This is a genomic window from Peribacillus sp. AS_2, from assembly GCF_026891895.1.
GTDB lineage: Bacteria > Bacillota > Bacilli > Bacillales > DSM-1321 > Peribacillus > Peribacillus frigoritolerans.
Genome location: NZ_JAPTGA010000013.1, coordinates 22,312 through 43,303 on the forward strand (window position 1 = coordinate 22,312; position 20,992 = coordinate 43,303).

General features: G+C 41.1%; 15 protein-coding genes and 1 pseudogene. 1 reads left to right on the plus strand and 15 read right to left on the minus strand.

Annotated features, from left to right (window positions below; genetic code table 11):
- Positions 1-493: 493 nt before the first annotated feature.
- Positions 494-1,408 carry a nucleoside hydrolase gene (locus OTG27_RS20470; protein ID WP_268937987.1) on the minus strand — a complete coding sequence of 305 codons (915 nt, stop codon included), beginning with the start codon at positions 1,406-1,408 and terminating at the stop codon, positions 494-496.
- A 311-nt stretch (positions 1,409-1,719) separates the two neighbouring features.
- Between OTG27_RS20470 and OTG27_RS20475 the strand changes: the two genes are divergently transcribed.
- Positions 1,720-1,902 carry a hypothetical protein gene (locus OTG27_RS20475; RefSeq protein WP_268937932.1) on the plus strand — a complete coding sequence of 61 codons (183 nt, stop codon included), beginning with the start codon at positions 1,720-1,722 and terminating at the stop codon, positions 1,900-1,902.
- Between the two features lie 367 nt (positions 1,903-2,269).
- On the opposite strand, the gene cuyA is transcribed toward OTG27_RS20475, so the two are convergent.
- The 14 genes and pseudogenes from cuyA to hutP all read right to left on the minus strand — a co-directional run bounded on the left by cuyA (position 2,270) and on the right by hutP (position 20,664).
- Positions 2,270-3,262: a D-cysteate sulfo-lyase gene (gene cuyA, locus OTG27_RS20480; RefSeq protein WP_268937933.1), complete on the minus strand. Its 993-nt coding sequence runs from the start codon at positions 3,260-3,262 to the stop codon at positions 2,270-2,272.
- Positions 3,263-3,358: 96 nt separating this feature from the next.
- The gene (locus tag OTG27_RS20485) at positions 3,359-3,736 is read right to left on the minus strand and encodes a RidA family protein (RefSeq protein WP_268937934.1); all 378 of its coding nucleotides are present in this window, start codon (positions 3,734-3,736) and stop codon (positions 3,359-3,361) included.
- Between the two features lie 95 nt (positions 3,737-3,831).
- A complete protein-coding gene (locus OTG27_RS20490) occupies positions 3,832-5,310 on the minus strand; it encodes an amino acid permease (protein ID WP_268937935.1) in 1,479 nt (492 codons plus the stop codon).
- A gap of 232 nt (positions 5,311-5,542) precedes the next feature.
- Positions 5,543-6,988 carry a sigma-54 interaction domain-containing protein gene (locus OTG27_RS20495; protein WP_057276069.1) on the minus strand — a complete coding sequence of 482 codons (1,446 nt, stop codon included), beginning with the start codon at positions 6,986-6,988 and terminating at the stop codon, positions 5,543-5,545.
- 63 nt (positions 6,989-7,051) lie between these two features.
- On the minus strand, positions 7,052-8,227 hold the full coding sequence (locus OTG27_RS20500; RefSeq protein ID WP_268937936.1) for a MalY/PatB family protein: 1,176 nt from the start codon (positions 8,225-8,227) through the stop codon (positions 7,052-7,054).
- Between the two features lie 240 nt (positions 8,228-8,467).
- A complete protein-coding gene (locus OTG27_RS20505) occupies positions 8,468-9,880 on the minus strand; it encodes an MBL fold metallo-hydrolase (protein WP_268937937.1) in 1,413 nt (470 codons plus the stop codon).
- A gap of 59 nt (positions 9,881-9,939) precedes the next feature.
- The gene (locus OTG27_RS20510) at positions 9,940-11,139 is read right to left on the minus strand and encodes an FAD/NAD(P)-binding oxidoreductase (RefSeq protein WP_268937988.1); all 1,200 of its coding nucleotides are present in this window, start codon (positions 11,137-11,139) and stop codon (positions 9,940-9,942) included.
- A gap of 437 nt (positions 11,140-11,576) precedes the next feature.
- On the minus strand, positions 11,577-11,921 hold the full coding sequence (locus OTG27_RS20515; protein WP_057276072.1) for a thioredoxin family protein: 345 nt from the start codon (positions 11,919-11,921) through the stop codon (positions 11,577-11,579).
- A gap of 50 nt (positions 11,922-11,971) precedes the next feature.
- Positions 11,972-12,100 (minus strand): annotated as a pseudogene (locus OTG27_RS20520) (thioredoxin-disulfide reductase); the annotation flags it as partial.
- 830 nt (positions 12,101-12,930) lie between these two features.
- Positions 12,931-14,658 (minus strand): glycine betaine ABC transporter substrate-binding protein, encoded by a 1,728-nt coding sequence (locus OTG27_RS26550; RefSeq protein ID WP_307730139.1) that lies wholly within the window; start codon positions 14,656-14,658, stop codon positions 12,931-12,933.
- Positions 14,659-14,662: 4 nt separating this feature from the next.
- Complete coding sequence (locus OTG27_RS20535) at positions 14,663-15,868, minus strand: quaternary amine ABC transporter ATP-binding protein (protein WP_098185611.1); 1,206 nt, start codon at positions 15,866-15,868, stop codon at positions 14,663-14,665.
- Between the two features lie 991 nt (positions 15,869-16,859).
- Complete coding sequence (locus OTG27_RS20540; protein ID WP_239861355.1) at positions 16,860-18,257, minus strand: amino acid permease; 1,398 nt, start codon at positions 18,255-18,257, stop codon at positions 16,860-16,862.
- A gap of 325 nt (positions 18,258-18,582) precedes the next feature.
- Positions 18,583-20,100 (minus strand): histidine ammonia-lyase, encoded by a 1,518-nt coding sequence (gene hutH, locus OTG27_RS20545; protein ID WP_034306584.1) that lies wholly within the window; start codon positions 20,098-20,100, stop codon positions 18,583-18,585.
- Positions 20,101-20,214: 114 nt separating this feature from the next.
- Positions 20,215-20,664: a histidine utilization transcription antiterminator HutP gene (hutP, locus tag OTG27_RS20550; RefSeq protein ID WP_268937938.1), complete on the minus strand. Its 450-nt coding sequence runs from the start codon at positions 20,662-20,664 to the stop codon at positions 20,215-20,217.
- Positions 20,665-20,992: the final 328 nt, after the last annotated feature.

Here is a 20,992-nt window from a genome sequence, read left to right on the forward strand (position 1 = left end):
TTTCTGCCATATAAATAAGCGCAAAGTCGAAAAATGGTAAATTATAATTATGCAAAAAAACCTAAATATGGCATTATAAAAGTCTATGTACCTGTTTTCCCAAACCTTTAATCCCATTTTTTAATTATTTTTTAATATTTTACTTTTTTGTGGTAAAAAAAGTACCTTATACCCAGTATTTCTGAACCATTATCCATTAATATGGTTTTCACCATGATATTAGTGACTTTCGACTTTCTTTTCTACGAAATTAATCAAACGTTTGATTAAAGTCTGAAAAACAATTTTTATGATTGATTGAATATAAACCATTTACAAAACATAATGAATGGAGGACCTTTTTTACCATGCTACTTTCAACTTTATTTTGACAGGTATCCTTGTCATATATATAGCGAGAATCGATATATCCAACAGAAACTGGCCAGCTCTTGCCAATGATTTTTTTGGAATATCCTTCATGCTACATTCATGATTCAATTACGTTGCTTAATCATATAACCCGTTCCAAAAAGTGTTTCAAAAACCGCTCACTTTCCACATTCGTACAGACACGGATTCTAGGTCCGCCATCCTTTTGACCGATTGTCCTGCCTGCTTCTTCACCCTCGGTCACCACCTTGACGTTCATCCATTCTGTCCTGACAAAACTTGAATCAATCGCAACCCCGACTGCAAGTGGATCATGAAGGGCGCAACCACCCAAACCTGGATGGGAGTTTTCATATGCTTTCATATAATAATCGGTCATTTCCGCTAAAAATTCGGCGCTTTCCTTACCAGTGGCACGCCAATCATCAAGCTCCGATTTCAGTAGGTATGTTTGCAGCGTCACATCAAGCCCCACTAGGGTGATCGGCATTCCTGAAGTCAATACCTGATGTGCCGCTTCAGGATCTGATATTATGTTCGCTTCAGCATAAGGGGTTACATTTCCTGGTACATTTACGGCACCGCCCATAATTACGACCTCTTTTACAAGCGACATGATCATCGGCGCTTTATTGATCGCCAATGCGATGTTAGTCAGTGGTCCAACTGCAATGATCGTAATTTCATGCGGTCGGCTTTGCACTTGATCGATAATGAAATCTGCTGCATTTCCTTGTGATACTTTGATGGTTGGTTTAAACCGAAGGGTATTTCCTAACCCGTCTTCCCCATGAACATGCTTGGGATACCGCTTCTTCCTTCCGCGTACCAAAGTTTGGTCAGCACCTTCATATACCGGTATGCGCCTATTTAATTTCTCCAAGACGGCAAGTGTATTACGGGTCGAATCAACAACGGGCACGTTACCAAAGCAAGTGGTGAAGCCGAGCACTTCCAATTCAGGGGAATTTAAAGCATATGCCATCGCCATGGCATCATCTATCCCCGTATCTACATCAAATATGATTGGTTTCAATATTTCCACACCTTCCAAAATCACTTTTTGCTTTATCAACTCATTGCTTCTCTTATCTCTTCCTTATGTATAAAGAAACACTGTTATCCAACTGAATTTTAACATTCAACGATAGCCCAGTTCCACAGAAATTTAGGAATACTCATAATTCACAAACAAATGACAAGTACAGTCGGTACTTGTATCTACCAGTAAAAAAAGTTGACCGCCCATAAATATCAATGATATAAAAAGTGAAAAGAAGAAGTTGTGCCACGAACTAGTTATGAATACATGCGTTACGAATTTATGATATCCAAGGCGGAAAAAGGATGAAAATGTTTAAGTTGATTGAAGATGTTCCATCTGCGTATAAAAAAGGGACAAAATTCTTTTTAATATCGTATTCTGAATTCATTGGCGTGAAAAGTTATGTATTACTGGCAGAAGATTTAAAAGGAAAGATCGAAGTAACGGAAGAGGAATTGAGGAGTAAATTCGTTACCATCCATTGATTTAAAAAGCTCCATTTAGTTAAGCTGGAAGCTGCTTAGCCAAATGGAGCTTTTCCTTTCCAAGCTGCTGGGATTGAACCAGCGACTGAAAAAAATGAATATGCGGAAGGAAAGGACATGTACATTATGGTGAATGTTTTCTTAAAAACTATGATTCTAATGAGCCGGAAATTTTCATCATATTCTATCCCACAGCAGGAGAAAGCATTGTTAAAGTCCATGAAGTTCATTCATATCCTATTTGGTATGGCTTCATGGGGCTGATTCATATATCTCTTTCAAATAAATGCATCTTAGAATCAGAAGCTCCTTTGCTTCTATTTTATTGTTTTTTTGATTCACACTATCGCCATATAATAATCAAATTTCAATTAAAGAGAGAAGTATTGGCGTATAACGATGAAGCTCCACCAGAGTGAACAAATAGAATGTTATCCTCAGGCTTAAAGGTGCCTTTTTGTATTAAATCGATGAGTCCCGCTGCCGCTTTTCCCGTATATACCGGATCCAGCAAAATCCCTTCCGTTCTTGCCATAAGCTTGACGGCTTCCACCATTTCAGGTGTAGGCATAGCATAACCCGGACCGACATACTCATCAAAGCACGTAACAGCCTCACGAGGAATTGAATTTGGAATGCCGATGTGTGCTAAAGTTTCTTTAACTAACTGATAAACTTTCTCTTCTTGTTCAGCTTTTCCTCTGCTTACGTTTATTCCAATTACTGATATTCCACTTTGGTTTCCATGAAATCCGGCCGCCAAACCAGCATGCATTCCTCCGCTTCCGCTTACACAAATAACAGCTTTCAAATCAATTCCTTGGTCAAGGGACTGTGCCAAGATCTCCTGTGCGCAAGCCACATATCCCGTTGCACCAATGACATTCGATCCCCCAACCGGAATGATGTAAGGACTATGTCCATTCTCTGTTACCTCTTTAGCTATTTTCTGCATTTCTTGCATTAAGTCAGCTCCATTAGGCACGACTTTGATTTGTTCGGCGCCCAATAAATGATAGAGAAAATAGTTACCGTTAAAATCTGGTTCAGAATTCGAAAGACCCTCTTCCAACACAAGTATGCACTTCATTTTCTCTTTAACCGCTGCCGCTAATGTTAAACGGCAATGATTGGATTGAATGCCTCCACATGTAATTAACGTATCCGCGCCTTTTTCCAAAGCATTTGCAACAAGGAACTCTAGTTTTCTTGTTTTATTTCCCCCAGCCGTCAGACCAAGTAAATCATCTCGTTTAAGATAAATAGAAGGGCCACCAAGAACTTCGGAAAAATGATGTAATTTCTCAATGGGTGTATCTGTTGGTGTATATCGCTGTCTAGGAAATTGTGCTAAATTCATATTAAAACTCCTCAGATATTTTCTGTTTAAGACTGGCCATATTTACATTAAAGAAAGTAGAATATCAATCTGCCTTCCCTTTTCAATTATATATAATTAAATAATAGCCAACGCTTCTATTTCAATAAAAGCATCTTTAGGTAAACGAGCAACTTCAATCGCACTTCTTGCTGGATAATTATCAGAGAAAAACTCTCCATATACCTGATTCATCACGGCAAAGTGATTCATATCGCTTAAAAAAACCGTTGTTTTTATTACCTGCTGTAAGCTTGATCCCGCCGCTTCTAAAACCTTCTTAAGATTCTCCAATGACATCCTTGTTTGCTCCTCTATATTATCAGGCATTTCTCCTGTTTTAGGATCAATTGGGAGCTGCCCTGAAGTGTACATTATATTTCCTGCCTTAATACCTTGTGAATAAGGACCGATAGCCTTTGGGGCTTCTTTTGTTATGATTGCTTCTATTATCATATAAACCACCTCTTTTTTTTGTAATACTATAAAAACGGAATAGAATTAAATTCCCCTTTGAATAAAACGCTTACATTCATCATAAGCCTTCCCTCTTATTCTTTGCGCTCAAAATCACACTCCATCAGAGGAACTATTTTTGTTTTCTTAATGATTTTATAACCAAGCCAGAGAAGCAAGAAAATTGGAAGACCTATATACGTGGCGATAATTTCTGCCCAGCTAATTTGATCTCCATAAAAAAGAGTCTGCCCAAAAATGAAAACCACAAAAAATAACAGCGTGATAACCGGGCCCAGCGGGTACCATTTGGCTTTAAACGGCAATTCATTTAGGTCTCTGCCTTGGGCTACATAGGCCTTACGGAAGCGGTAATGACTAACGGCAATCCCGAACCATTTGATAAATCCGGTAAGGGCTGAAGCATTTACCAACCAAATAAAAACTGAACCATTTCCAAAAAGTGAAGCCAAAAAAGAGGCAAGTCCTATAAAAGCAGTTGTACACAGGGCCCACATGGGAATTCCCTTCCTGTTAAGCCGTGCAAAGATTCGTGGTGCCTTTCCTTCTTTCGCCAGTGCCCATAGCATACGTGAAGAAGCATACATTGCTGAATTTGCTGCTGATAAAACAGATGTAAGAAGCACTGCATTCATGACGGAAGCTGCAAATGCCAGCCCAGCTCTCTGAAGAACAAGCGTGAAGGGGCTGATAGATACATTTTGAACGCCGGATTTAAGCAGGTTTGAATCCGTATAAGGGATAATCAAACCGATAACAAAAATCGTCAACACGTAGAAAATAAGGATTCGCCAGAAGATTGACCGAATGGCTTTCGGTACGTTTTTCGATGGATTTTCAGTTTCACCGGCTGCCGTCGCAATCACCTCAGTTCCCTGGAATGCAAAGCCCGCGATGAGCACAACACTAAAGATAGATACAAGCCCGCCATGGAAAGGAGCATCTCCTTGAGTAAAGTTACTGAACCCGACCGTATGTCCTCCCATAATTCCAAAAATCATGGCAACCCCAATAATGAGAAATACGATGATCGAGATGACCTTAATACCAGCAAACCAGTATTCACTTTCCCCATATGCCTTGACTGATAAAACATTTAAGATTAGCAACAAACCCAGAAAAAGTGCGCTCCACAAGATAGAAGGTGAGTCCGGAAACCAATACTTCATAATAAGAGTAGAGGCCACCAAATCTGCAGGAACCGTTATTGCGGTTGTATACCAATAGTTCCAACCTAACGCAAAGCCTAACGCAGGATCAATATACTTTGATGCATAGATGTCAAAAGCCCCCGGGACCGGTAAGAAGGCCGATAGCTCTCCTAAACTATTCATGACAAAATAGACCATGATTCCTACCAGAATATATGCAGCAAGCGCTCCTCCCGGCCCCGCAGTGCTAATCGTCGATCCGCTGGATACAAACAATCCAGTTCCAATAGCGCCACCTATAGCCATCATCGTTAAATGTCTGGATTGCAGCTTCCTTTGTAATGATCCTTTTGAATTTCGCTCTTCTAGGGTGTTATTTATCTCTGCTTCTAATTTCCCCATAGTGTATCCCCCTTTTTACTCATAGTTCAAATACTTTGTATGGAAGGCTCATCTGGCTGTTCTTTTGAATAATCTATTTATGATTATTTAGAGAACTTTCAGTAAATTATTAAAATTCCTCTACCTTCTGCTTTTGTCCTCACAAAAAACTCAGGCGAGAAATTGATATGAGCACTCTCTCTTTCATTTCAAGTAACTTTAAATGAGTAAAATAGAAATCTTTTAAACGAAGTTAACATAATTGGTATTTTTCCAACTTGCGATAAAGAGTAGACAGGCTAATCTTTAGTTCCCGGGCAATTTGTTCTTTATCATTTCGATATTTTTCAGTCAGAAAATAGTTCTGGATAACTTCTTTTTCATATTCAGAAATCATTTCTTCCAAACTTAACCCTCTACAATCGGCAGAGAGATGATCATGTTGAAAGAGATAGTCAGGTAAATCATGGAATTCGACGATATCTGATTCAGCCATATTGACCATATATTCTACGGCGTTTTCCAACTGGCGTATATTCCCCGGCCAATCATAACGTATAAGCCATTGCTCCAGCATGGGGTCAAGTCTAAGTGGATACCTTTGCATGACCTTACAATGTTTATGAATGAAATGTTCGAGATACAAAGTGATATCATCACGCCGTTCTCTCAAAGGTTTGGTATGGAGAGGGAGGACATTGAGACGATAATATAAATCTTCGCGAAAGGTACCGTTTCGCACCATTTCCTCTAAGTTTCGGTGAGTGGCTGCAATTACCCGTACATTAATCTCGATTGCTTTTTTTCCACCGATTCTTTCAATCTCTCTTTCTTGTAAAACCCGTAATAACTTTGGCTGCAAGAAAAGCGGCATATCACCAATTTCATCAAGAAAAATGGTTCCTTTGTGCGCTAATTCAAATTTCCCCATTTTCCCATTCCGATTCGAGCCGGTAAATGATCCGCCCTCGTAACCAAACAACTCACTTTCCAACAAGCTCTCAGGTATGGCTGCGCAATTTACTGCCACAAATGAATGCATTCGGCGCTTGCTTTCAAAATGAATCGCTTTGGCTAATAATTCCTTTCCCGTACCGCTATCTCCCCTTATCAAAACAGTGGATGGGCTGTTTATAATCCGTCTAGCTTTTTTAATAACATCTTGAAGCCCGGAATCTTTCCCAAGAATGTTTTCAAAAGAAATAGCTTTTTGGGGGATCGGTATCTCTTCTTGAATTTTGCAACCCGGTTCTTTATCAGGGTCCAGCATTGCTAATTTATTGACTAACAATGTACTAACATTGCGTAGAAACTGGATCAGATTCTCTGATTCTATAATCATTTTCTCCTTTTGTTCATGGGAAAAACCAATCATGCCGATGACGCCAACTGGTTTGTCTTGCTTTACAATAGGAAACCCGATGGTAGCGAGTTCTTTGCATTGATTTACGAATTTACAACTCCTACACTGCGACTCATCTTTTTTCACATCGTAAACCACTCCAGGCTCCCCTGTTTCCAATATCATTCTGAAAAAGGAGCCTTCCGGAGCCGTTTTGCCAATGAGATCTTTATAGTAGCCAGTTCCGCTAATACGAACGCCCTTTTCATCAAGCACGGTTATATCCAGACCAAGGATTCCTGCTGTGTTCTCAGCGTAATCTTGAATAAACTGCTGCATGCCGATAAAGCCTGCCATATTATCCTCCTCTGCTATTGCGCTTTATGAAATAATAAAATAAATTTATTATAAAATAAATTTCTACGCTTTGCACAAAGAGGAGACAGCTTTTTCTATGCCACCCAGAGCATTTTTCAACATCGAACGTGGACAAGCAATATTGAGCCGCATAAACCCTTCACCTTCCCTACCGAAAATCTGCCCTCCATTCATTGCAACCCTTGCTCGGCGCAACATAAATTGATCCATTTCTTCAACTCCCAATTCCCGGCAATCAAGCCATACAAGATATGAGCCTTCAGGCTGGATGACTTTGATTTGCGGGATGTTTTTGCTGAAGTAATTCAGAGTGAACTCCAAATTCTCCTGCAAATATCCAAGAAGCTGATCCAGCCATTCTTCTCCGTGCCGGTAAGCAGCCTCTAACGCAACAACGCCAAATATGTTCGGCGAACCAATAGATAATGTATTCAGTTCTCGATCATACCTATCGCGCAGTTGCTGATTTGGAATAATGATACTTGACGTCTGTACACCCATCAGGTTAAAAGTTTTGCTTGGCGCAATACAGGTAAGAGAATGGTTCGCAAACTCTTCTGATATAGAGGCAAAAGGAATGTGAGTATGTGTCTTATAAACAAAGTCAAAATGAATTTCATCTGCGACAACGAGAATGTTATGCTTCATACAAATCTGTCCCAATCTCGTCAATTCTTCTTTGCTCCATACCCTTCCGATCGGGTTATGAGGACTACACAGAATCAACATTTTTACCGATGAATCTATCTTTGCCTCTAGATCTTCGAAATCTATGGAATAACGCCCATTTTCAAGCTTAAGCGGGTTGTTTACAATTTCACGGCCGTTCGCTTGGACTACACGAGCAAAATGATGGTATACAGGAGGTTGGATAACTATTTTGTCCCCTGTCTGCGTGAAGGACTGAATCGCCAACGATAGGGCTGGAATCACTCCTGGGCTGTGGGTAATCCATTCTTTCTCAATGGACCATCGATGTCTTCTTTTCAGCCAACCAACAATGGATTCCATGTACGAGTCCGGTCTAAGCGTGTAGCCATAAACACCGTGCTCCACACGTTGTTTTAATGCTTCGATGATAGGTTGTGGAGACTGAAAATCCATATCGGCCACCCACATCGGTATAACATCCTTTACGCCAAAATGATTTTCAAGATCATCCCACTTTTCGCAGTCAGTGTTCAGTCGACGGATTTCTTGGTCAAAATTATATTTCATCGAGTATCTCTCCTTCTCATGTTTGCTTGTGTACCTTGCCTCTTTATATATGCAACTGTCATGCCAACCCATTTCCCTTATAAAATCTCCTTATTTTCTTAGAAGATCTTGTTTGATTACCCTAAACACGTGATCTTTTTTTAAAACCCTTTCATCCCAAGTAATAGCACTTTTGCAATCTTAGGAAATATTTTCCCATGGATGATAAAATCAAAAGATTTCATTAAGATTTCTGGTGGGTCACAATTTCTTCCGTTTTCGCCATTCCTCATAACCGCCTACAAGGCTTTGTACTTCTTTAAAACCATGAACTTGCAAAAGGCTTGCAGCGATGGCCGACCTTCCTCCGGTTTTGCAATAAACCAAAATGGGTTTATCATGTGGAAGTTTAGGTGCCTGTTCTTGCAAATGGCCAAGCATGACATGATTAGCTTGTGGAAAATGGCCTTCCTGCCATTCGGCCATGCTTCGGACATCTAGCACATAGATGCTTTCTGTTTGAATTGCGTCATCTATCATGTCCATTGTCACTTCTTCATATTTCATAACATGTGAATCAGTTTCGCCAGCCTGCTCAATGATATATGGGTCCAATGTTGCAATGACGCGATCCAACCCAATGGACTGGAGATCTTTTACAATATCTGCAACATCATCATTGCTTGCCAAAAGATATATAGGCAAGTCATAATCCAACAGCCACCCCGCCCACGTTACAAATGATTTGTTATATGGAATATTAATTGAGCCTCGTATATGCTTGGTGGCAAATTCACTGGCCGGACGCGTATCCAAGACTATTCCCTGTTCCGTCCACTCCTGCACAATATCTATTGAAACCTCCATATGATGTGGTGCTGCTATCTTTCGGATTTGTTGCGCTCCATCTTTATTCAACCGCTTCATCATTGAAAAATAAGGGGGTGCCTCAGGCTGCCCAGCCAACAGCGCTTCAACAAAGAGATTTTCATCATTATATTGCAGTGCCCAATTTGTCCGTTTTTCATAGCCGATGGTTGACGACGGGATCGCACCTAGCGCTTTACCACAGGCACTGCCCGCTCCATGCCCTGGCCATACTTGCAAATAATCTGGAAAGTTTTTAAATTGTTGCAATGACCGAAACATCATGCGTGCCATTTTTTCTGAGGAACCATGTACCCCTACGGCTTTTTCTAATAAATCGGGACGCCCCACATCACCCACAAATACAAAATCTCCGGTAAGTATGCCGAGCGGATCCTTGGTAGATGCCCCCCCATCTGCTACGAGCAGCGATATATGCTCAGGTGTGTGTCCTGGTGTGTGTACCACCTCAAAATGGATATTTCCAATTTCAAATACATCTCCATTTCTCAGAAAGCGGTGGTCATACCCAGTTGCGTACTCATATTTCCAGTCCGGCCTTCCTTCATCAGACAAATACAATGTCGTTTCAAGCCTGGAAGCCAGCTCCAGCGAACCAGACAAAAAATCGGCATGGATGTGTGTTTCCGTTACGCCCACGATCCTCACACCATGTGCTCTTGCCGTTTTTATATAAGGTTCTATATTACGTGACGGATCGACAATTATCGCTTCACCGGTAGCCTGACACCCCACAAGGTATGAAGCTTGAGCCAGTTTCTCATCATAAAAATACTTCAATAGCATAAATCCTTCTCCTTTCAAGCACCTCGGATACTTAGGTTGTGTTATGGCTGTCAACGTTTTTACATCTTTCCTTTAAGCATTCCGTTCCAATACATAATGGGAAGCAAGTTTTTCTTTAATAAATACATACTGAACCTCTCACGGGATTGATCGATTGGAAAGGTTTCTTGCGGCTGTAAATCATAATTGAACTCAGCCAGTATAAGCCGCCCATATCCGGTAACAAGCGGACATGATGTATAGCCGTCATATTTATGAACCATAAGTTTGGCACGCATCCGATGAAGCAAATTTTTCACAAGCACTGGCGCTTGTTTACGAATCGCAGCCCCTGTTTTCGATGTAGGCAGGTTTGTGCAATCACCTATGCCAAATATATTGTCATAGTGTTGATGCTGAAGTGTATATTTGTCCACATTCAGCCACCCATTACTAGCTGCGAGCGAACTATTCTTGATAAAATCAGGAGCGCTCATCGGTGGTACCACATGTATCATGTCATAATGCATATTCACGCGCTCTTTCGTGTTCAGGTTTTCAAATGTCGCTCGCTTATTCTCACCATCAATTTCAATAAGGTGATGCATAAAATATGTCTCTATTTCTTTTCGTTCTATTATCTTATTTAGTGCCTGTTCATATTTTTTCACATTGAATATGGATGGGCTACCTGAAACAAAAATAACCGAAGATTGCTCGCGAACTCCTGATTTTCTGAAATGGTCTTCTGCCATATACATAATTTTTTGAGGAGCCCCACCGCATTTTACCGGCGTGTTCGGGTTGGTGAAAATGGAAGTCCCCCCTTTGAAGTTTCTGATCGCCTCCCAAGTGCCATCAACATAATCATAAGAGTAATTACTACATACACCATTCTTTCCAATACTCTCTTTTAAACCTTTGATTTTATGCCAGTCAATTTGAATCCCGGCTGCGACAACTAGATATTCGTAGTGCAGTTTCTTTCCGGATGCTGTTACAACAGCATTTTCATCGGGCTCAAAAGTGGTTATCGCATCCTGAACCCACACGGCTCCGCTCGGAATAACGGATGCTTCCTCCCTTTGTGTCACAGTTTTGTCAGCTTCGCCAGCTCCCACAAGTGTCCATAATGGCTGATAATAATGTTTTGTCGCAGGCTCAATGATGGCAACGTTTCCACTCAGAGTGCGAGATTCACGCAGGAGACGGGCTGCAACCGTAATTCCGGCACTGCCCCCTCCTACAATCAAAATTTTGTAATGTGTCTCATTCTTCATATTTGCCATTCTAATCTCCTCATCTCAATTTTATATAGTAGCTCACCAATCTGATACTTCAGCATTTATGATTAGCATATAAATGGAGACCAACATAACAACACGGAAAATACATAATGGAGCTTACGCTGCTGTTTGCTTAAGAGCACTGCCAGCCAAGTTCTGACTGTTCCGCCGACAACTCCCCCTCCAACAAATGCGAGCATAATCCCCTAAAGCAAAAAAGTTATATTAAAAGTTATATATTCTTCTCTTCTATCCCTACACGCTGTATAGTTCCTATGCAAAAAATAAGTTGATAAAACCGGTGATTTTGAATTTATCGCCAATAAATATTGAGTAACTACTCAATATTTATTGGCTTCAGATTAATGCTGGTCTCTGATTAATGTTACAAAGTAGAGCAGCTCTAATTGAGTTTCAGTATTAGTAAATGATTATCTTTTTAATTTTCCACTTTCCTCCACGATTTGATTGAGAAACTGTTCAACCTCTTCCTGGCTTTTTCCGACTTTACTTACAAAGCGATTAAGTTCCTTCCCTTCTTGAAAAGCAATAAAGCTTGGGATTCCAAACACATCTAGCTTCTCTAATAGTTCCGGAAAATGGTCTCGATTTACTGCGATCATATCTATCTTTTCTTTATACGCTTCTTCTACAATCGGCATGAATAAATTGGTATTCTGACAGTCTGGGCACCATTCAACATAAAATTTGGCAACAACTGGTTTTGTTGATAAAATCGCCTCGTCAAACTCTTGCTTAGTTTTGATCTCTTTCATTATTACAATCCTCCCTATATTTAGTTCTTAATGTTATACGATTGTCTCCACTACTTGATCGCTCTTGCATCAAGATATCTTTCGCAATCCAGAGCAGCCATACAACCACTTCCTGCAGCAGTAATTGCTTGGCCGTATTTATGATCCCCGCAGGTAAATACACCAGGAATATTTGTTTGTACCAGGATTCACTCGGTAATTGATCCACATCCGCCGAGCAAACAAAGTACGAATCCGACAATAGTTCCTGAAACAATGGAGAGGAGTACTTGAATAGTCCATTCTCTCTCCTGAGACTCTTACCAACAAAGCTGAATAGTTGGCTATTCAGCTCTCCCTCCTTTCTTGATTTACTCTTATTTATATAAGCAAAAACCATGCCAACTAATTTCTCCTGTAAAACCGCTTGTTTTGCACACTCAACACTTTATAAATTCTCAATTTTGCCACCTTTCATCTTAAAAAGACTATCTCATCAAGCTTGATGACTTCTTAGGAATGGGAACTACTTTTGCACCTGTAATAAAATCAACTTGTATAAAATGGTTCTTTAACATATCGTTTAACAAGAATTTTCATTTTCGCTTCGGTTAACTGAAATAGAATACATAAACAATGTTAATGTGTTACTTCTGATGAAAGAAAAAAATCGCCTTCAATTTATTTAGGCGATTTAACGTTACTGGTATTATAGAAATTAAAACTGGATGTATATACTGCCGTCCTTCAGTTCAGTCCTAAGCCAGGCTCAAAAGAGAGCTGGATAGGTCTTACATGAACAGAATTTGTGGCTAACTTCTGACGCGCTTACATATATCACGTTGATCTTCAATAAGCTTTATTGGACACCTGCCTTTTGCGTATCACTCTTTAAACCAAATCGCTCATGAAGCTGACGATATGACTAACCCTCATCAAACTTTAAACGTTTGACTTCTCGCATTAAAATTCCCTCCCAGGTAAAATAAAAAAAGCGGGAATTTCATTTCTGAAATTCCCGCTTTTTTCTTTATTTCAAGTCTTCAATCGAATCAATATCGACGTAATCCGGTACGACCAGACCAAGTTTTGTTCCTTTTAAGTTTGGTCCAAGGTCAACCATGTCATCTTTATACTTATTATAGTATTCAAGATGTGTTCCCGGAAGCCATGCAGCCACCATGGCGTCCGCACTTCCGTTTGCAACGCCAGCAAACATTGGCCCCACTTCAACCTGGCTTAATGTTACATCATAGCCATTCTGCTCCAGTACCTTGCTAATCACATTTGTACTGGCAATTTCAGTGTCCCAGGCAACATAAACCAGTTTGATCTTTTCACCATTTCCTGATTGTGCTCCTTGGGTCCATTTGGACACCTTTTCCTGATTTTTCTTTATCCATTCTTCTGCTGCTTCTGAAGGAGACATCCCATCAGCAACCTTGACCATTACATCTTCCATATCTTTTGTTTCCCAGTAGAATTGATCTAGAATTTTATAGGCACCTGGCGCATCCTGTTCAAGTCCTTTTCTGGCAATGGAATTGATGTTTTCAGCCTTGCCGAAGGATCCATTCGGATCTTCGAGATATTTCAAGTCATATGTCGAGAACATCCAATGCGGTGACCAGCCAGTAACGACGATTGGTTCTTTTTTATCAATTGCTTTTTTCAATTCTGCAACCATCGCTGCCGATGACCCTTCAACCACGTTCCAATCATCCAGCTTATAATCATCTATAGCCGATTTAGTCAGCTTCATTATTCCTGCTCCAGGTTCAATTCCGATGATTTCAAAATTGGCTTTGGCAGCAAAACTGTTTTCATCCCCATTTTCTGCTTTTTCTTTTGTAAAAGTACCGAATAGCGCAGTACCCACAACTAGTAAGGCCAATATTGTAAAAATGATTTTCCTGCTAACGATATGCTCGTAAGCTGGTTTACGAAGGTTTTGCGTGATACGATCAAGTATGATTGCAATGATTACGATGGATAATCCTGCTTCAAATCCTTGCCCTACATTAATTTGGCTGACTGCCCTGTAGACATCCGCCCCAAGTCCGGGTGCTCCAACCAATGAAGCTGTAACTACCATGGATAGTGCCAGCATGATGCTTTGGTTAACTCCTGCCATAATCGTTGGAGTAGCCAACGGTATTTGTACCTTGAATAACTTTTGGCTGGTGGTTGAACCAAAAGCATCCGATGCTTCGATCAAATCATTAGGCACTTCCTGAATCCCAAGATTGGTCATACGGATTGTCGGAGCAATCGCGAAAATGAATGACGCGATGATTCCAGGCACTACCCCTATTCCAAAGAATAAAATCGAAGGAATCAAATAAACGAAGGCAGGCATCGTTTGCATGAAATCCAAGATTGGGGTAACGATATTGCGCACGGTTTTATTTTGGGCACACCATATTCCGATTGGTATCCCAATCAATATGGTAAGGAATCCTGACAAAATAACGATCGCCAGTGTTTGGATGCTTGATTCCCAATAACCAAGATTATCAATCAATAGTAAGCTGATTAATGTAAATAACCCCAATGTCCATTTGCTTGTATAGGTAACCAGAAGGGTCAGGACGATGATTAAAATGATCGAAGGTCCTGCACTCATTACATCGACCAGGATATCCAGTAGTCCCTCGATCACATTCGTAATAAGTGTAAATAATCCAGCAAATACAATGGTAATCCAATCCACTAAAGAATCGACCCATGCCCCTAGTGGGATTTTCGGCATATTCATTGAATTATTCACTCTCCATTTCATTCAAGGAATCTTTATTTCCGGCCAAAGCACCGATGACGGCACCGCGAAGAAGAATTCCTTTAATTCTGTTCTGATCATCGATCACTGAGATCGGCAAGCTTGAAGTCGCCATCACATCCATGAGGTTTCCAAGTAATTCATCCTCTTTTACAGTTGGGATATCAGTTGTCATCACTTCAGAAATCGATTGATCATTGCTCATTGCCTGACGTGCCTGTTCAGCAGTCACGGCCCCCAATAACTTCTGCTTCCTATCCACAACGAAAATGCTTGAATACCCTTGTTTGCGCATGATTTCCAAGGCAACCCTCGGGCCTCTGTCCACCGCAATCTTCTCTGGGCGTATCATCACATGAGACGCTGTCAATACTTTTGACAGATCAACATCTTCCACAAACTTCTCGACGAATTCATTGGCTGGATTCATCATGATTTGTTCAGGGGTACCCAATTGAATGACGCTTCCATCTTTCATAAGGGCAATTCTATCCCCGATTCTTAATGCTTCATCAAGATCATGGGTAATGAAAATGATCGTTTTTTTGTACTGATCTTGGATTTGAATCAGTTCATCCTGCATATCCTTACGAATCAATGGATCAAGGGCACTGAAGGCTTCATCCATCAGCAGGATATCCGTATCACTGGCGAGTGCCCGGGCTAACCCAACCCTCTGCTGCATACCGCCGCTAAGCTGTGATGGCAGCTGATTTTCGTAGCCTTTCAATCCAACGGCCTCAAGGGCCTTCATCGCATTTTCATGACGTTTCGCTGGATCTACTTTTTGAATTTCGAGCCCAAATTCAGCGTTTTCCAATATCGTTTTATGCGGGAATAAAGCAAAGTTCTGAAATACCATGCTTATTTTCTTTTGTCTGACTTCCCTTAACCGGGCAGCGTTCATCTTCACGATATCTTCGTCATCAATTAAGATTTCACCCAAAGTGGGATCGATCAAACGATTGAACATGCGGATCAAAGTTGATTTCCCGCTTCCGGATAGGCCCATGATGACAAAAATCTCGCCAGGATAAATCTCGAAATTAACATTATTCACTCCGACTGTTTGTCCCGTTTCTTTTAAGATTTCCTTTTTCGATTTGCCTTGCTTCAATAAGTCTGTTGCTGCTTTTGGAGATTTGCCAAAAATTTTCGAGACATTTCTGACTTCTACATACGGCTTCATCAAGTCACCTCATTCTAATAGTTGCCCATATGATATTCAGTTTTGCTGAATTCCCCCGTTTTATGCGATTGATGATTATTAATGCACAAGTATCTTGAAATAACCGAAATTCTACCCCTTCAAAAAAGCGGAAGTGACACTTTTTTAGTGGCACAGGGTGTACGTGTATAGAAAAATAATCTATATTTATTATTTCCAAGAAGCCATTCTTTACTTGGATTATATTTTGTGTGATAAATTGAGCATTTCAAGTAGAAAAAAAGAGGTGCAATCACAACTGAGGAAACTAGCAGGCACAACATATACCAACTGTAATATAAACGATTTCCACTTAGAGTTTTGTCCTGATGATGGACTTACGACTACCCTCTAAAGTACTTCATTTCCTTTACCAGGTGGAATGATACTTGCAGTGCAGTATAACACCAAAACGCATAGAAATATGATTATGGGATTCCCAATAGTCTATTTTAAAGCTTTGCAGGGAAAAGAGGTGCAATACAACTGAGGAAACTAACAGGCACACAGCATATACCAACTGAAATATTATGGTTTTTTATTTTAGGGTTTTGTTCAGTCCCAACACTTGGAATGAACCTGTATCCCTAAAGTACCTCATTACCTTAACAAAGAATGAATATAAGTTCAAATGATGCGGGACGGAATTCTTGCCTAAAAAGCCCATTTACGCCATCGATTTTAAAGGTAACGGAAGACACCAAAAACCTTGTTATACCAACACTTCGGCTTCCTATAATCATAAACTCCCAACATCGGCCACAATTTTTTTTCAGTTTTTTTAATTCTAAAATCATCCAAAAAGTAGGAAAGGTGATTTTCCGCTTAAAAATCACATGGCAAGATTGGGATTTCACACATTTTTTTAATGGTTATGTTTTATGCAGCCATATAAGGAAATGTGTCACATATACAGAAAAAAACCTTGAAACAACAATTCCATTTCAAGGCTGATGCATTTTATCAATACATACTAATTGGCATTCCTATGTTCATCAAAATCGATTTTGCATTCCTCTAGCGGAACTACTTTTGTTTTCTTAATGAACTTATAACCAAGCCACATTATCAAAAAGAATGGGATGCCAAGATAGGCAGCGATCACACTGGCCCAGTTAATGTCATCGCCAATGAAGGCCTGATAGTTTTGCGCCAATAATACGAAGAAACAAAGTGCAAAGGAAAATATCGGGCCGAAAGGAAACAACTTGGATTTATAGGGAAGATCATCCAGTGAATACCCTTGAGCAATATAAGCTTTTCTAAAGCGGTAATGGCTTGCCGCTATACCGAGCCAAAATATAAATCCAGTGACACCAACAGCATTCATAAGCCAAATATAAATGACTCCATCACCGAAAATGGAAGCAAAAAAGGCCAACATCCCTACAAGTGAAGTGACAACCAATCCCCAAATGGGAACGCCGCGTTTGTTAAGTTTGCCAAAAATACGCGGTGCCAGCCCTTCTTTTGCCATGGAGTATAACATCCGGCTTGTCACGTAAAGACTCGAATTACCTGCGGATAATACGGCTGTCAAAATGATGGCATTCATCACGGAAGCAGCGAATGCCAGTCCCACTTTTTCAAACACCATCGTAAATGGGCTAACCATGATTGTGTGTCCCTGCAGACTGCCATTCGTATAAGGAACGATCAATCCGATAACCAATATGGCCAGGATATAAAAGAGGAAGATTCTCCAAAAAATGCTGCGAACTGCACGTGGTACATTTTTTGCCGGGTCTTCACTTTCACCGGCTGCAACGCCGACTATTTCTGTTCCTTGAAAAGAAAATCCAGCAGCAATGAAAATGCCCAATGTTGCCAAAAAACCACCGGCAAACGGAGCGTCACCAACTGTGAAGTTTTTAAAACCAATCGCCTCTCCGTTCATGATCCCGAATATCATCAATATTCCGACAACTATGAAAATGATGATGGTCGCCACTTTGATGAGGGAGAACCAATACTCCCCTTCGCCATACCCTTTAACGGATACGTAATTCAATAAGAATATCAAAACTAAAAACAATGAACTCCATAAAAAAGACGAGCTGTCAGGAAACCAAAACTTCATAACCATCGTTGCGGCAGATAGTTCCGCAGCAAGAGTCATTGCCCAAGTGAACCAATAGTTCCAACCAAGCGCAAACCCTAATGCCGGGTCGATGAAACGCGAAGCATAGGTACTGAAGGCTCCGCTGACCGGCATAAATGATGCCAGTTCTCCAAGGCTTGTCATAATAAAGTAAACCATTATGCCAATTACGGTGTAAGCGACCAAAGCACCGCCAGGCCCCGCAGAGTGAATGGCTGGCCCGCTTCCGAGAAACAGCCCTGTTCCAATTGCACCGCCCAGCGAAATCATCGTAAGGTGGCGTGCTTTTAGCTTCCTTTGTAAAGTATTTGAAGGCTGGTTTTTTTCATTTATGACAGGTGGTTGCAATTGCCGATTTTCCAAATTAGATTCCCCTCCAAAAATGCATGTTTAATCTAGCACGAATAGGTAAAGTCGATCATTCCATCAATAGTCATTTCCTGCATTTATTACTATTTCAAGGTCATTTTCTCTAATGCTTAGACCTTTTTTGGATTTCTGGGATCTTTGTAGCATTTACATAAGGGTGTTAGGCTTAAAGCCCAAGTCAAAGGGCTATAAGCCTAACGTTCATTCGGATATTCCGAGCTTCATATTATGTTGTAGGTAAACTCCTATGAATAAATGAATTCCAGTCAATTTGCAGTAACCAGCTTGCCGTTGCTTCAATATCCTTTGAAAAGATACGATCTTGTGTAATGCTTGGAATGAGCTTTCTTGCTTCCGTATAAAACTCTTTTGTAAACGGGGCCATCTTCTCTATTCCACGGTATTCAACCGCTTGTAAGGCACAAATGAGCTCAATCGCCAATACGCGGCGAACGTTTTGGATGATTTGATGTGCGTGCCGGGAGCCAATCGTTCCCATACTTACATGGTCTTCCTGGTTCGCTGAAGATGGAATGGAATCAACACTTGCAGGATGTGCGAGTGTTTTATTCTCAGAGACTAGGGAAGCCGCACAATATTGCATGATCATCGCTCCAGACTGCAAGCCAGGTGAAGGGCTCAAGAATGGCGGTAAATCATTCAGCTGAGGATTGACGAGTCGCTCAATCCGGCGCTCTGAAATATTTGCAAGCTCGGCAACAGCGATTTTCATGAAGTCCATCGCAAATGCAATCGGCTGTCCATGGAAGTTCCCTCCTGAAATAACCTTTTCCCCATCGTCAAAAATAAGCGGATTATCCGTCGCTGCATTCATTTCAATTTCCAATTTTTCTTTTACATAATCAAGAGTTTGCCATGATGCCCCATGCACTTGCGGGATGCAGCGAAGGGAATAAGCATCCTGAACCCGCAGTTCTCCTTGCTTGGTGATGAGCTGGCTGCCGCTGATCATGCGGCTAATCCGTTCAGCGACCTCTGTTTGCTGGCGGTAACCCCGTGCTAGATGAACATCCGGATCAAAGGCATCTTCAATGCCGCGTAATCCCTCTAAAGTCAGTGAAGCAATCGCTTCAGTTTGATGGGCCAGCTGTTCGGCTTCAATGTAATTTACGAGGCCCATCCCCGTCATGGCCTGTGTTCCGTTAATTAATGCAAGACCTTCTTTTGCTTTAAGTGTCACTGGAAGAATGCCTTCTTTCGATAAAGCTGCGATGGCCTCCATTCGCTCTCCTTTATAAAACACTTCCCCTTCTCCCATCAATACTAGCGCCAAATGCGAAAGCGGCGCCAAGTCCCCGCTTGCCCCAAGAGAACCTTGCTGAGGGATGACCGGATGGATATGAGCATTCAAAAGATCGATCAAACGTTCAATGACGATAGGACGGACGCCGGAGAACCCTTTTAATAGCGCGTTGGCACGGAGAAGGACCATTGCTCTTGAAACCACCTCTGGAAATGGTTCCCCGACTCCGCACGCATGGGAATGAATCAAATTCCACTGTAGCTGCTCAGCGTCCTCTGCATCAATCAAAACATCGCTGAACTTTCCAAAACCTGTTGTGATGCCATAGACGACTTTCTTTTGTTTCACGATATTTTCAACCGCTTCGCGGCTTTTTTCCACTTTCTTTACACTCTCGGCTGAAGCAGAGACAAATGCTTCTCCATACAATACTTTTTTCGCTTCTTCAATCGTTAAAGTTTGGCCCGTTAACATAATCATTTCCTGCACCCCTATTCTTTTTTTAAACAAACAAAAGGAGGCCATATTGACAGACTTATCCAGTCTATCAATACAGCCCCCTATTTCACTAAATAACTATAGGCTTTTAATTATTTAAATGTGGTTAATTCCCAAACCGACGGCTTCATGTTCAAATCCCCGAACCGGTGCTCCAATCGTTCCATACACGGCGACAGCAATCCATTCACCTTCGGCCCCGTTTTTAAACGGCCTGCCCCGAACGATTGCAAACCGAAGGCCCGCAGTCCTCAAAAGACCGCCAAGCTCGACTTGGCCGCGTGTCACTCCTTGGAGTGCTTCGATGATCGCATGATACAGCGCATGCATTTCACGATACATATCGGGATTGACCAATCCAAGTCTTTTCGCAGATGTCTCAATGGCCGCAACTATTTTCTGCAGCTCCATTGAACCGACTTTACCTTTTCCATAAAGCCAATCCATCCGCTTAAGTACATTCGTCAATATGACTTCTTCCTCTTCGTCCGCAAATGCGTACATGATTGCATGGCGCCCAATTCTTCTGTCGAATTCCTTTGTCATGCAGGTACCTCTTTTACAATTTTCTAAATACACTAATAACTAAATATTATTGTAAGCGGATACAGGCTGTTCGGTCAATATATTTTTTTAAATAGTTCTTTTAGGGGGATGATTCATCACTCCCGAAAGCAGTCGAACAACCATGGCAATAACGCCCATACAAAGGTCCAATTCGTCCCCCAGATCGTCCCGGATAACTAGATTAATGCCTTCATGAAATTGTTCGGTTCCAAGAATTAGTGACAATTAAACATGCCGATCGCATCATCGTTGTACAAAATGGGGAAATCATCGAACAAGGTGCCCATGATATGATAATTTGCTCCAT